The organism is Halomonas sp. KX33721 (assembly GCF_001596805.1).
Classification (GTDB): domain Bacteria; phylum Pseudomonadota; class Gammaproteobacteria; order Pseudomonadales; family Halomonadaceae; genus Vreelandella; species Vreelandella aquamarina.
In genome coordinates, this window is the sequence record NZ_LVIA01000055.1 from 1 (window position 1) to 13257 (window position 13257).

General features: G+C 59.2%; 10 protein-coding genes, 1 tRNA gene and 1 pseudogene. 5 read left to right on the forward strand and 7 right to left on the reverse strand.

What is annotated here, in order from left to right; all coding sequences use genetic code 11:
- Both A3220_RS15845 and A3220_RS15850 read left to right on the forward strand, forming a co-directional pair.
- Nucleotides 1–379 (forward strand): transposase (locus tag A3220_RS15845; protein WP_164834402.1); only part of this gene is annotated, 379 nt, incomplete at its 5' end.
- Nucleotides 380–493: 114 nt separating this feature from the next.
- Nucleotides 494–1279 (forward strand): sucrase ferredoxin, encoded by a 786-nt coding sequence (locus A3220_RS15850; protein ID WP_062375874.1) that lies wholly within the window; start codon nucleotides 494–496, stop codon nucleotides 1277–1279.
- An 81-nt stretch (nucleotides 1280–1360) separates the two neighbouring features.
- Here A3220_RS15850 and A3220_RS15855 read toward each other — a convergent pair whose 3' ends face one another.
- Together A3220_RS15855 and A3220_RS15860 are read right to left on the reverse strand one after the other, a co-directional pair.
- Nucleotides 1361–3505: a TonB-dependent siderophore receptor gene (locus A3220_RS15855; RefSeq protein ID WP_062375877.1), complete on the reverse strand. Its 2145-nt coding sequence runs from the start codon at nucleotides 3503–3505 to the stop codon at nucleotides 1361–1363.
- A gap of 247 nt (nucleotides 3506–3752) precedes the next feature.
- A tRNA-Ile gene (locus A3220_RS15860) sits at nucleotides 3753–3829 on the reverse strand.
- A gap of 139 nt (nucleotides 3830–3968) precedes the next feature.
- Between A3220_RS15860 and A3220_RS15865 the strand changes: the two genes are divergently transcribed.
- Nucleotides 3969–4544, forward strand: coding sequence for a hypothetical protein (locus tag A3220_RS15865; RefSeq protein WP_062363294.1), 576 nt, complete (start codon nucleotides 3969–3971; stop codon nucleotides 4542–4544).
- Nucleotides 4545–4570: 26 nt separating this feature from the next.
- On the opposite strand, the gene A3220_RS15870 is transcribed toward A3220_RS15865, so the two are convergent.
- The 5 genes from A3220_RS15870 to A3220_RS15890 all read right to left on the reverse strand — a co-directional run bounded on the left by A3220_RS15870 (nucleotide 4571) and on the right by A3220_RS15890 (nucleotide 10359).
- Nucleotides 4571–6346 carry an ABC transporter ATP-binding protein gene (locus A3220_RS15870; RefSeq protein ID WP_062375891.1) on the reverse strand — a complete coding sequence of 592 codons (1776 nt, stop codon included), beginning with the start codon at nucleotides 6344–6346 and terminating at the stop codon, nucleotides 4571–4573.
- A gap of 98 nt (nucleotides 6347–6444) precedes the next feature.
- On the reverse strand, nucleotides 6445–7245 hold the full coding sequence (locus A3220_RS15875; RefSeq protein WP_062375879.1) for an ABC transporter ATP-binding protein: 801 nt from the start codon (nucleotides 7243–7245) through the stop codon (nucleotides 6445–6447).
- Nucleotides 7242–8372, reverse strand: a complete 1131-nt coding sequence (locus A3220_RS15880) for an iron ABC transporter permease (RefSeq protein WP_062375896.1) — start codon at nucleotides 8370–8372, stop codon at nucleotides 7242–7244. The genes A3220_RS15875 and A3220_RS15880 overlap by 4 nt, the downstream gene beginning before the upstream one ends.
- Before the next feature lie 26 nt (nucleotides 8373–8398).
- Entirely contained in the window at nucleotides 8399–9367 is a 969-nt protein-coding gene (locus tag A3220_RS15885) for an iron ABC transporter permease (protein WP_062375882.1), read from the reverse strand.
- Nucleotides 9368–9423: 56 nt separating this feature from the next.
- Nucleotides 9424–10359 (reverse strand): ABC transporter substrate-binding protein, encoded by a 936-nt coding sequence (locus A3220_RS15890; RefSeq protein WP_062363303.1) that lies wholly within the window; start codon nucleotides 10357–10359, stop codon nucleotides 9424–9426.
- Nucleotides 10360–10650: 291 nt separating this feature from the next.
- Between A3220_RS15890 and A3220_RS15895 the strand changes: the two genes are divergently transcribed.
- Nucleotides 10651–12783, forward strand: a complete 2133-nt coding sequence (locus A3220_RS15895; protein ID WP_062375885.1) for a TonB-dependent receptor — start codon at nucleotides 10651–10653, stop codon at nucleotides 12781–12783.
- 229 nt (nucleotides 12784–13012) lie between these two features.
- Nucleotides 13013–13257 (forward strand): annotated as a pseudogene (locus A3220_RS17105) (IS1380 family transposase); the annotation flags it as partial.

The window sequence follows — 13257 nt, forward strand, 5'->3', positions numbered from 1 at the left end:
ACCTGACCACCTGCTGGGTGATACCGGCTACTTCAGTGCCAGCAATATCCAGGCCTGCCATGACCATGGTATCGAACCGCTGTTGGCGATGAAGCGAGACGTCCATCACCTTCCGGTCTTTGAACGTTTCGCCGCGGATCCGCCTGCCCCGGAGAGCGAGGACCCCGTCGAACAGATGGCACACCGCTTGAAGACGCAGGCGGGCCGAGCGCTCTACGCATTGCGCAAACATACCGTGGAGCCGGTCTTCGGGATCATCAAACACGTGATGGGGTTCCGGCAGTTCTCGCTACGCGGACTGGATAAGGTCAGCGGCGAGTGGCGATTGGCCACCATGGCGTGGAATATCAAGCGGATGCACCGGTTGACGGCGGGCTGAGGGCTCGCCGCGCCCAACCGGCCAGCAGGCAAGGCGTCAGAACCGCCTTGCAGAAGCTGAGGGGCAGGTTAAGAGCCACACAACAGCACCAACACCAACACCAACACAAGGGGGGTGAAGAACCCACGCCTCAGCTCATCCATTAACCTCAAGTCCGACAGACTGCTAGATACGCTGGCTGACGATGGCCTGCGCATCAACCTGATCCAACAGCCGGGCATGGAAAAGTACCAGCATCAGCTCTTTCTGATGCCGGAGAGGCGCCGCTTTCGCGTGGCACGATGGGAGTTAGAGGCGTTCTTCAGCGCCTTTCAAAGTGGCACCCGCCTTAGCCAGTGGGAGCAGCCAGCGATGCGCAATGATTTGGTTCTTTGCTGTACCCACGGCACCAAAGATAAGTGCTGCGCGAAGTACGGTTATAAAACGTTCAAAGCGCTAGCCAGCACGGTAGCTGAGCACCCGCTGCCGTTCGAGGTATGGGAGAGCAGCCACCTCGGCGGCTGCCGACTCGCCGCCAGCGTGATCGTGCTGCCAAACGTGCGCAAATATGGGCGTATTACGCCAGAACAAGCGCTGTCCTTCTTACAGGCCGAAGCCCGCCAACAGCGCTTTTTGCCCGGATACCGCGGCAGCTCACAGCTCACTCCCGCACAGCAGAGTGCTGAAATCGCTGCGTTGACGCAGCTCAGCACGGAGGCAAGACAACCCACGTTGGCTCTGATCAGCGATCACGGCGACGACCAAGCGCGAGAGATACGCTTTCAGTGGCGGCTCGACCAGTGGCAAGGTGAACTGACCGTGCACTGCCAAGCCACTACTCTAAGGCGTGTGGATACCTGTGCTGACCTAGCGCAAGGCCCCACCGAATGCACCGTATGGCACGCGATGGTGAATGGGTAGTACATAGACGAACAACAACGACGAACAACAACGCGGCTTAAAGCCGGGCGTTGTGGGTTAAGATTGAGTGCCAATGATCAATTACCAGCGGTACTTCACGCTGCCGATCACACTGCGAGAAGCACCGTAATAGCAGTAGAAATCGCAGCCGCTCACGTACTCTTCATCAGTGATGTTGTTCACGTTCACCTGCGCGGTCCAGCTGTCGTTAATATCGTAGCTGGCCATGGCATCGTAAAGCGTGGTGGAAGGCACATCGCGGTTAATACCGCTGCCAGGGCTCGGAGACGTTTCACCGATATAACGCACGCCCGCCCCAACGGAAAGTCCAGGCAAGCTGCTGCTCATATCGTAATCCAGCCACGCTGACGCCATATGGAAAGGCACCAGCGGCACGCGCTCATCCTGCTGGGAATCGCTGATATCGTAGCGCGCATCGGTATAGGTGTACGCCGCGGTGAGCTGTAGGTCATCGGTGAGGTAGCCCACGCCTTCGATCTCCACACCCTGGGAGCGACGCTCACCAGCCTGCTCCTGTACCGGCGCGCTAGTGGAAATCAGCGTGTTGTCCTCCTCCACGTCGAATACGGCAACGGTCACGTAGCCATCTACATTAAACGGGGCAATTTTCACACCGGCTTCTAGCTGGCTACCTTCCAGCGGCTCATAGCTAGCACCATTCGGCCCGATACCCGCGACAGGTGTAAACGACTCGCTGTAGCTAAGGTAAGGTGAAATGCCGTTATCGCCCAGGTACATGGCCCCGGCTGTAAGTGATAGCTGCTCGTCATCGTAGCCCTGGCTGCTGCTACCGGTGACATCACTGAAGTCGTCGCTGCTATCCACGCTGTCGTAGCGTGCACCCGCGAGGAACACCCACTTATCTGCCACGCGCAGCTGGTCTTGCACGTAAATACCGAACTGGCGGCGGTCCACATCATGCTGGGTGGGGTCGCCGGTATCCGGCGCGGTAAAGGCGGCGTAATCCGGGTTATAGAGGTCTACGGTATCCACGTTGGCGAAGAACGTAGAGCCATCGCCCAAGGTACGGAAGCTATCGCGGTTGGTGTAGTTCAGGTTCAACTCTTGATAGCCCGCGCCCACCAGCAAGGTGTTTTCCGTGTTGTCGGTGTAGGTGCGTGCAATCAAGCGGTTATCGATATTGAACGCATCGTACTCGCCGTCGCGATCAATCACGCCACGGGAAATACTGCGCGGCGGGGTAACAAACGAGTTGGGATAAACATTACGCAGCTCAAGATCTAAATGCGTATAGCGAGCGTTCTGCTGGAACTCCCACGTATCGTTGATCTGGTGCTCAAGCTCGTAACCAATGCCTACTTGGCGCTGATCCAGACGGTCGTAATCCGGCTGGCCCAGGTTGGTCTCGGGGTCGATTTGGCCAAACGGAGAGTCGTTCAGCGTACCCAGTGCCGGGAAGAAACCGGTAGTGGGCACGCCCTCATCTTTCTGCACGCTGGCAAGGAAAGTGACCGTAGTATCGTCGCTGACATCCATTTCCAGGCTAGGCGCAAAGTAGTAGCGCTCCTTCTCGCTACCGTTAAGTTCCCCTTCCCCATCGCGATAAAGCCCGACCATGCGGTAACGCATATCGTCACGCTCGGCCACCGGGCCAGAGACATCAATGCCCACCTGGCGATGCTGCTGGTTGCCCGCCTCAATTTCCAACGTGCCCTGTGGTTCGCTGGTCGGGCGCTTGCTGATGGCGTTAATCACACCGCCGGGAGGCGCTTCACCGTACAAAATAGAGGCCGGGCCTTTCAGTAAATCCACCCGCTCAACGCCAAACGTCTCATTCATCCACCAGAAGTAGCCGCCGGTGCGGAATAAACGCAGGCCATCTTGGTAGGTCGCACTTTCCGCGCTGAAGCCACGTAAGAAGAACCAATCCGTGTTGTTGTCCTCGCCGTAAGGCTGGGAAACAACGCCGGAACGATACTGGAACGTTTCGTCGTACTTATTAACGCCACGGGTTTCCAGCTCTTCCGCGCTCACGGTAGAGATCGCGCGAGGCGTTTCTACCTCGGGGGTGTCTACCTTCAACGCGGTCGCGGTGACCACGGTGGTGCCAGTGTTAATGGTGTCTTCTTGAGCCAGTGCGGCCATCGGCGCAGCGCACAGCATTCCACCGAGCGACACCACCAGTGAACGGCGAACGGCAGCAGGCAACGGCGCGACGGAAAACGGCATGGTTTTACGGAGCATGAGTGAGTCTCAACGGGTATGAGGAGTTCGTTATAGTAAGACGAATGATACGGATTTTTATTCACAACCACAATCACTCTGGTGGGGCAAGAGGTTGCGGTGGAACGGGGTGTTCGAAGGAGGATCGGTGGAAGAACCAATAGAGACAAATGAGGTTTTGAGAAACTGCGAATATGGCAAAGGAGCCGTTTACTGACGTTGGTCAGGGGCTTAAGAAGAAGGCAATCTAGGGGGAGAGACTTAGAAATGGTGGGCCCAGTAGGACTTGAACCTACGACCAAGGGATTATGAGTCCCCTGCTCTAACCAACTGAGCTATAGGCCCGAAAAGCGTGCATATAATAGCGAATGTGTGGGGGCGAGGCTACCCCTTGGTGCGCTATCTTACGGCGAAGTCGGCATTTTTTTCGGCACTAATTGGCGGCGCTGGGGTCTGGTGGTGAATGCTTCTATGGAGAATCGCTTTGAAAGCTTTGATGGCTCTTTTCCCGCTGCTGTTGGTGCTGCCGGTGCAGGCGGATTGGCAGCTTGATCCTGGCCAGTCTCAGGTGCAGGCGTCGATCACCCAACTGGATGGCGAGGCCCCGCAAATTCATCACCATCAGGTGAATAACTTGCAGGGCGATATTGCTGCCGATGGCACGCTGCGCCTGCCGCTGCGCTTGAGCCAAACCGATCTGCTCAATCGCTTTGGGGAGCTGCCGCCGTGGGTGGGCTTGCTGGCGAACACCACGCTAGTGACGCTGGTGGCGCAAATGCCGCCGGAGCGGTTAGACGGCTTGGATATTGGCGAGTCGATGGTGGAAACCCTCACCTTTCGGGTGCAAACCGACCTGATTAACCAAGAAGAGGCGGTGCCACTGCGCTTTACCCGCGAAGGGTTAAACGAGGTGCGCGTGACCCACGCCGAACCCATGGCGCTGGATGGCAACGCGCTGATGGCTAACAGCACGGTGCGCACCGTGCTGTCGATGTTGGGCTACCAGCAGATTGATGAGCATGTGCCCGTCACGCTAAATGCGCTGCTGGTGAACCGCTAACGCTTGACTTAGCCACTGATGGGCGCTTAGTGGCTAAGCGCTTCAACGTCGCCTGCCTGGGCGGCCCCGGTTTGTACCCGCCACTGGGCGGCATAATGGCCGTCCGCCGCTAACAGGCTGGCGTGGGTGCCGCGCTCGGCCACTTGGCCTTTCTCGATCACCACAATCTCATCGGCGTGCACAATGGTGGAGAGCCGGTGGGCAATCATAATCACCGTACGGCCATGGGCGATGCGTTTTAGCGAGCGCTGAATGGCCGCTTCGGTTTCGTTATCCACCGCGCTGGTGGCTTCATCCAGCACCAGAATCGGCGGGTCTTTTAACAGCGCCCGCGCCAGTGAAAGCCGCTGGCGTTGGCCGCCGGAAAGGCGCACGCCCCGCTCGCCCACTGGCGTATCCAGCCCTTGGGGCAGCGTTTCAATAAAGCTCCAGGCTTCGGCGGTTTTGGCGGCGTCGATAATCGCGGCATCATCGGCGTCCGGCTGGCCGTAGGCGATGTTGTCGCGAATACTGCCTTCAAACAGGTACACATCCTGGCTGACTAAGCCAATCGCTTGGCGAAGTGAGTGCATACTTACGTCGGTGATGGGCTGGCCATCTACCAGCACACGGCCACTGGCGGGGTCGTAAAAGCGCAGCAGCAGTTTGATCAGCGTCGATTTACCGGAGCCGGTGGCCCCCACCAGCGCCAGCGTATTGCCAGCGGGCACGTGCAAGTCCACGCCGTTTACGCCTACTTGGCTGGCTTCATATTGAAAGCTGACCGCCTCGAAACGCACGTCGCCTTTTACCGGGGCCGTTAAAGGCGTGGTGCTGTCGTCCTTCACGGTAATCGGTACTTCGAGCAAATCCAGAATCCGTTTGGTGCTAGCCATGGCGCGCTCGAACAGGTCGATCACTTGAGCAAGGCCGGTGAGCGGCCACAGCAGGCGCTGGGTCAGAAACACCAGCACGCCATACGCGCCCACGTTGAGGCTGCCGTTCAGCGCCATCATGCCGCCGACGGTAAAGGTGGCGAGAAAGCCCGCCAAAATCGCCATGCGGATGACCGGAATAAACGCAGAACTGACTTTAATAGCGCGGCGGTTGGCTTCTACATAGGCTTCGCTGGCATCCCGCAGCCGCTCGGCTTCCCGCGCTTCACTGGTGAAGCTTTTAATCGTAGCGATACCGCTGAGATTGTTGGAGAGACGGCTGGCAAGGTCGCCTACTTTTTCGCGCACGTCGCTGTACAGCGGCCCGGCTTTGCGCTGGAAGAAAAACGCGCCCCAAATGATCAGCGGAATCGGCGTAAACGCTAGCAGCGCGATCAGCGGAGAAAGCACGAAGAACACCGCGCCTACGGCCACCACCGTCACCACTACTTGAATCAGCGCGTTGGCACCGCCATCCAGAAAGCGCTCTAGCTGGTTGACGTCATCGTTCATGGTGGCCACTAGCTGACCGGAGCTTTTCGATTCAAAAAACGCCATGTCGAGGCGCTGGGCGTGCTCGTAAGTGTCTTGGCGCATATCCGCTTGCAGCCGCTGGGCTAGGTTGCGCCAGAGAATCTGGAACAGGTACTCAAACAGCGACTCCCCCGCCCAAATAAAGAAGGTGAGCACCGCCAAAATGGTGATCTGCTCTTGAGGCGATTCAAACCCCAGCCGCGCCACAAAGCTGTTTTCCTGGTTCACCACCACATCGATCGCCACGCCAATCAGAATTTCCGGGGCGATATCGAACAGCTTGTTGATAATCGAGCAAATCGTGGCGGTGATAATCTGCCGCCGATAGCCTTTGGCGTAGCGCAACAGGCGCATTAAGGCGTGAAAGCTTTGATTGACGGACGCTTTGTCAGCGCGGGTCGGGGAAGAAGCCACATCAATTCCTTTTACGTTGTTATCTGCGTAAATCGCCTTTAAACGGGTTGCGTCGCTCGCCGTACGTTGGCAAGCAAAGGGCTGCCGGTATCGGGGTCGAGCAGCAGCGTGCACTCTACCTGATACAGCTCCCGCACCAGCGCAGGCGTCACCACCTCAGCGGGCGCGCCCTGGGCAACAATCTGCCCGTCGCGCATGGCAATCAGGTGGTCGGCGTAGCGGCAGGCGCTGGCGAGGTCGTGCAGCACCATCACCACGGTGCGGCCTTGGCAGGCCAGGTCGCGCACCAGCTCGAATACTTCGATTTGGTGGCCTAAGTCTAACGCGGAGGTGGGCTCGTCGAGTAGTAAAAGCGGCGTTTGCTGAGCGATGGTCATGGCGATCCAGGCGCGCTGGCGCTGGCCGCCGGAAAGCGCTTCCAAAGGCCGGTCGGCAAGCGCTTCCAACCCGGCAGCGGCAAGAGCATGGTGCACTACCTGTTGATCTTCCGCCGACCACTGGCGCAGCCAGCCCTGGTGGGGCTGACGGCCAAAGCGAATCAGTTCGGTGACGGTCAGCCCTTCCGGAGCGACCGCCTCTTGGGGCAGTAGCGCTAGCTTGGTGGCAAGTTGGCGGGCGGGCATCTGGGCGATGTCGTGGCCGTTGAGCAGCACGGCACCACTATCGGGTTTATGCAGGCGGGCAAGCCCAGAGAGCAGAGTGGATTTACCGCAGCCGTTGGGGCCAACAATGGCGGTTACCTGCCCGCTGGGCAAGCTAACGCCGAGTTCGTGAATCACTTGGCGCTGGCCGTAGCTCATGCTGAGCGCATCGGTGGAAAGCGTGGGTAATGAAGTCATGGGCGGCTCCGTTGCGGGCGCATTAATATCCAGAGTAGCCAGGGGCCACCCACCACGGCGGTAACAATCCCCACGGGGATCTCGATAGGGGCAAACAGCGTGCGGCCCGCTAAATCGGCTAGCACCATCACCAGCGCTCCCGCCAGCGTGGCGGCTAGAATGGGAACATGGCGGGCGCTGGAGAGCGAGCGGGCAATTTCAGGGCCAATCAGCGCCACCAAGCCCACCGGCCCCGCCACGGCAACGGCCAGCGCAGTAAGCACCACTGAAAGTAACAGCACCTGCAGCCGCCGCGCTTTCACAGCGGTGCCCAAGCCACTGGCGATGGCATCCTTAAAGCGCAGCAGCGTGAGCGAGCGGGCCAGCGCCAGCGCGGCCACTAGCCCAAGCGCCAAGCCAATACCCAATAGCTGTACCGCGCTTGCCGGGCGGGCATTGAGGGAGCCGACGGTCCAGGGGTAGGCGGCGTTGGCGGTATCAATCGCTACCCGCGCCAACATCAGCTGCGTGACCGCGCCAAAAACAGCGCCCACGCCGATGCCCGCCACGATAAAGCGGTAGCCCTGGGTGCCGCTGCCTGCGGCCAAGCCAAAAGTGAGCACGGCGGCGGTGGTCGCCCCCGCCAGCGCCATGGCGGGCGGGGCGATGCCTACCCCCAAGCCAACAATCGAGGCCACCGCAAAGGCGGTGGCACCGTTATCGATACCGATGATGCCGGGGGTCGCCAAGCGGTTACGGGCCAGGGTTTGCATTAATACCCCGGCCAGCGCAAACGCAGCCCCAGTGAAACAGGCAGCGATCAGGCGAGGTAGGCGCAGCTGCTGCACCATAAACGCGGTCATTCTATCGCCTTGCCCCAGCAAGGAAGCCACCACCGCATTGGGAGAAAGCGTTACGCTGCCCAGGCTTAAATAGAGCACGCAAGCGGCCATCAGTGCGGCACTCAACCCGATATTCACCGCCACAGCGCGCTTTTCCAGCAGCACGCTCACCCCATAACGGGGCAGCGCAGCGCACCAGTAGCCCTGCGGGGCAGCCACCGCCTGGGCGCTCGGCTCTTCTTGATAAGCGGTGGATGTGCGGGGCAGTACCACACCGCTCATCGACTGTTTTGCCGTCATTTTCATAGCATCAGATAACCAAAGAGAGTGCGTTAGAGCATCGGCAGGCGCTTGGCCCGCACCACCGCAATCAGCACCGGCGCGCCGCATAGCGCGGTGAGCACGCCCAAGGGCAGCTCGGAGGGAGCAACGACGACACGGGAGATAATATCGGCGGTAAGCACGATCAGTGGGCCGACGGGCAGGCAGAACCAGAGCGTGCGGCGAATATCCGGCCCGGCGATGGCCCGCGCCACAAAAGGCACTACCAGCCCCACAAACGCAATCGGCCCGGCAATAGCGGTGGCCGCGCCGACTAATAGCGCCACGCAGCCCACCGCCAGCCAGCGAATCAGCCCAGGGTGGTGCCCTAAACCGCTGGCGGCCCGCTCCCCTAGCGCCAGCGCGGCCAGTGGCCGGGCAATCACGACAACGCCCGCCCCTGCGACCAGTAGGCTGGGCAGCACGGCCCATAAATCGTCTAGCCGCCTACCCGCCAAGCTGCCCACCACCCAAAAGCGAATCTCATCGGCGGCGCGCTGGTCGTAGAGCAGCATCAGTGCGCTGAGCGAACCGAGCAGCCCGGAAAACGCGGCCCCCGCTAACACTAAGCGCACCGGGTCGCTCCCCACACCGCGCAGCCGCGCCACGCTGAGTACGCACACGCAGCCGATCAGCGCGCCTAGCTGTGCCACGGGAATGCGCAAAGTGGCCGCGCTGGCCCCTAACACCAGTGCCAGGGAAACAGCAAACGCAGCGCCTGCGCTCACGCCCAACAAGCCCGGATCGGCCAGCGGGTTGCGTGAAACCGCTTGCAGCAGCGCCCCCGCTACGCCCAGCGCAACGCCAACGGCAATACCAATTAGCGTGCGAGGGGCGCGCAGTTCCCAGACGATAAAGCGCGCTTCCGCGTGATCACTACCGCTTAGCAGCCCTAACACTTGGCGGGGGCCAACGCTGCCTGCGCCTATCAACAAACTAACGACGCTCACCGCCACAAGGGCGGTGAGCAGAATCAGCATCCAGTGTCGGGATGAGCAGCGCCACCTGGCGCTACTTCCAGCCTTGGTAAGTAGCATCACGGCAATAACGCATTCTCGATGTCATCCAGAATCGCCTGGGCCGCCAGCGGGCCGTTGGCACTGCTCCAGAGCTGGCCGTTGACCGGCACCACTCGTTCGTTCTGTACCACGTTCAAGCGGTTGAAGGCGGGGCTCTGTTTGGCGCTATCTAGGGCGGCTTGGCCGTCATCATTTAGCGTGGCCAAAAACAGCCAGTCGCCGTCTACCTGAGAGAGGTTTTCAAGGCTTAATACGTCGCTGTGCACGCCCCGTTCACCGATCAGCTCGCCGCCTTGCACATCCAGGCCGACGCGCTCTAACAGGCCGGTGGCAATCAGGTTTTCCGACATTACCATGGGGCCGCCAGGCATCCAGCGCACCAGATAGGCGTTGATGCCCACGTCGGCGTCAGCTACTGCGTCTGACATAGCGTCGACCCGCTGATCGACGGCGCTGATCGCTTCGTCAATGGCCTCTTCCTGGTTCAAAGCCTGGCCGAATAAGCGCGCTTCGGCTTCCCAGTTATCGGCCGCTAGCGGTTGCGTGTGGGGCACCACAGTGGGAGCAATTTGCGATAGCAGTTGGTACTGCTCCTCCGGAAGCTGTGCTGCGGCTAGAATCAGGTCCGGCTGCTGGGCCAACACCGCTTCAATATTGATTTCCCGCACGACGCCCACAATCTCAGGGTGTTCGAGCTCGTTCGCACTGAGGTAGTCGGTCACGTACTCTGCCACGTTGTCGCCGCCACGGGTGGTTACCGCTCCTACCGGGGTCACGCCCGCCGCCAGCGCGGCATCCAGCGCACCTTCATATAGGGTGACTACACGCTCTGGGTGATCAACAACCTCAACGTTGCCGTAAGCCGTCTCCAGCGTGCGCGCTTGGGCGGTGCCCACCAGCAAGCCGCCCATCAACATTCCCAGTAAACCGCGCTGCAGTAACGTGTGTCGCATGTGAGCCTCTCCTGATTAACCGTTAATCCAATAGTAACGATTCTCAAAATCACTTGCACCCCTATTACACCGAATGACGTGTTGCAGTTACTGCAACGTCAGGCTGCCCATATTAGCTAGCGGTCTAACAACCTTCTGCAGGCAGGCGCTCCCCACCCGGCACTGTTCCATTAATAGCAACACCATGTCCGATCAAACCATCTCGCAAGTGGGAACTTTTCTTCTTAGAATCCGCAACTCATTTGATAATCAGTTTCATTAGCAAACAAGATTTATATCAGGGAGGTTGTCATGCCACGCTTTACTCGTACCGCGTTAGCCAGTGCCATTGCGCTAAGCGTTACCGCTACTGCCGCCAACGGGCAAGAAGCAGCGCAACTGGATAACATCGTTGTCTCTGCCAGCGGTTTCGAGCAGGCACTGGTGGACGCCCCAGCAAGTATCTCGGTTATTTCCAGAGAAGAGCTTCAGCGCGAACGCATTACCAGCGTGGCCGATGCCTTGCGTGATGTGGAAGGGGTAGATGTTGGTGGCCAAGTAGGTAAAACCGGTGGCAGCAACATCAGCATTCGCGGTATGCCCAGCGACTATACGCTAATCCTGATTGATGGCCGCCGCCAAAATGCGGCTGGAAGCGTCACGCCTAACGGTTTTGGTGAAACCTCGACTAGCTTCTTCCCGCCGGTCTCCAGCATTGAACGTATTGAGGTAATTCGCGGGCCGATGTCGACACTGTATGGCTCTGATGCCATGGGCGGCGTGATCAACATTATTACCCGCCGAGTAGACCGCGAGTGGGTTGGCTCGGTCGGCGTCGAGAGTACTTTTAATGAAGATCGTGATTTCGGCGACCGCCGTGAAATCAATCTCTACACCAGCGGCCCGCTGGTAGAGGACACACTGGGCGTTCAACTGCGCGGGCGTTTTTATGAGCGTGACGCATCAGAGCTTATCTACACCGACGCTAACGGCAACCCGGTTGAGGTGAGCCAGCGTGGCCCTAGCCCGGTAGAGGGCGATGTGTACAACCTGGGCGGCAAACTAACCTGGACGCCTAACGACAGCCACGACCTTTGGCTGGATGGGGAGGTGAACCGCCAGCGCTACAACAACGACGAGTGCCAACTCGGTACGTTGGACGGCCGCACCCGCAGCTGTGCGCCCAACCCTGGCGTGGCAAACGGCTATGCCGACGAGCTACGTTTTGAGCGGGAACAGGTGGCTATCGGCCATACTGGGCGCTTTGCCTCTGGCACGCTGGAATCGAGCCTAATACGTAACACCACGGAAACCACTGGCCGTACGATTCCCGGTGAAGAGGGTGTTGCTTATGAGGGCTTCCCCAGCATTATTGGCGGTGCCCCGCGTAAGCTGGAAACCACCAATACGGTACTGGATAGCAAGTTTATTATGCCGCTGGGTAACCACATGACCACCGTTGGCCTCCAGTGGTGGGATGCGGAGTTGGATGATGGCTTGGCCAATGAGACTTTCGAGCAAACCACTTGGTCGCTCTTTGCGGAAGACGAATGGATGCTGCGGGATGATCTTGCGCTGACGCTGGGCGGCCGCTACGACCATCACGATGCGTTTGGCAGCCAGTTCAGCCCCCGTAGCTATTTGGTATGGAACACCACGCCGAACTGGACGCTAAAAGGCGGTGTGAGCCGTGGCTACAAGACCCCGACCCTGAATGACCTTCACTCGGGTATTAACGGGGTGACCGGCCAGGGCACGATCCTGACGATCGGCAACCCGGACCTTGAGCCGGAAACCAGCACCAGCAGCGAAATCGGCGCGCACTACGATAGCCAAACAGGCTTTACCGCCAGCGCGACGCTGTTCTACAACCAGTTCGACGATAAAATTGCCAGCGGCAACGATATCCTGATTGAAAACGACCCGCTTATCCCGGATGGCGTGTATAGCCAGGACGTGAATATCGATGAGGCGGTTACCCAGGGGGTTGAGCTCTCCACCAGCTATCAATTCACACCAGATTGGCGCTTATCCGCTAATTACACCTACACCGATAGCGAGCAGAAAAGCGGCAATAACCGTGGCGAACCGCTGACCGATACGCCCGAACACGCACTGAACGCCACACTGCGTTGGCAGGCGACACCGAAGCTAGATACTTGGCTCTCTGCCGAGTACCGCAGCGAGCGTTATCGCAACCGTGAACGTGTTAGGGGCGCGCCCTCCTTCGCTGACCTGGGGGATTTCAAAGCCTACTCGCTGTTTCACCTAGGCGGCAGTTACGCGTTTACCGACCAATTTAACGTCAGCGCCACCCTCTACAACTTATTTGATAAAGACTTTGTCGACTACCGCGCCTACGGCGATGGCACCAGCTTCGGCAACGTTTACGCCAACAGCGAAGAGGGTCGCCGCCTGTGGCTCTCTGCTCGCTATGAGTTCTAAACAGACGCCCATGTAGTTTCACTTACTGTTTCAATGCTCACTTGCTGCCCCGGCTACGCACCGGGGCTTTTTTATGTTTTTTGTGGATCGCCTCAGCAGTAGCTTCCCTCTATAGCGACAATTCATGGTTTTAATATCCTGAATCCGTGAGACCGGCCCCCGGAAGCACTTCTAACCCACTGACCTGCATGGCAATATAGCCATTATCGCCATTCACCCAGACAGTGCCATGCCCAACATAAAGTTCCGCGCCAGTTGCCGCACCCTCACCAGCCACGCCGGGCTGTCCATCATCGGGCAATGCTTCGAGATCGCTGGCGTCGACAGCATCGACAGCCGCTTCCCCACCACGCTGGGCATGCGCACCAGTGACGTGATCAAGAGCTACCTGGGCCTGCTGTGTCTGGGCATGAGCGACTATGACGCTGTCGAGAACTTCCGCCGCGACAAGCCCTTCCAACAACTGCYGACCCT

Excerpts from the sequence above, each read along its gene's own strand:
- A3220_RS15880 (WP_062375896.1), bottom strand. The coding sequence starts at position 8,372 with ATGAAAATGACGGCAAAACAGTCGATGAGCGGTGTGGTACTGCCCCGC.
- A3220_RS15885 (WP_062375882.1), bottom strand. The coding sequence starts at position 9,367 with ATGCTGATTCTGCTCACCGCCCTTGTGGCGGTGAGCGTCGTTAGTTTG.
- A3220_RS15870 (WP_062375891.1), bottom strand. The coding sequence starts at position 6,346 with ATGCGCCTGTTGCGCTACGCCAAAGGCTATCGGCGGCAGATTATCACC.
- A3220_RS15890 (WP_062363303.1), bottom strand. The coding sequence starts at position 10,359 with ATGCGACACACGTTACTGCAGCGCGGTTTACTGGGAATGTTGATGGGC.
- A3220_RS15855 (WP_062375877.1), bottom strand. The coding sequence starts at position 3,505 with ATGCTCCGTAAAACCATGCCGTTTTCCGTCGCGCCGTTGCCTGCTGCC.
- A3220_RS15875 (WP_062375879.1), bottom strand. The coding sequence starts at position 7,245 with ATGACTTCATTACCCACGCTTTCCACCGATGCGCTCAGCATGAGCTAC.
- A3220_RS15895 (WP_062375885.1), top strand. The coding sequence starts at position 10,651 with ATGCCACGCTTTACTCGTACCGCGTTAGCCAGTGCCATTGCGCTAAGC.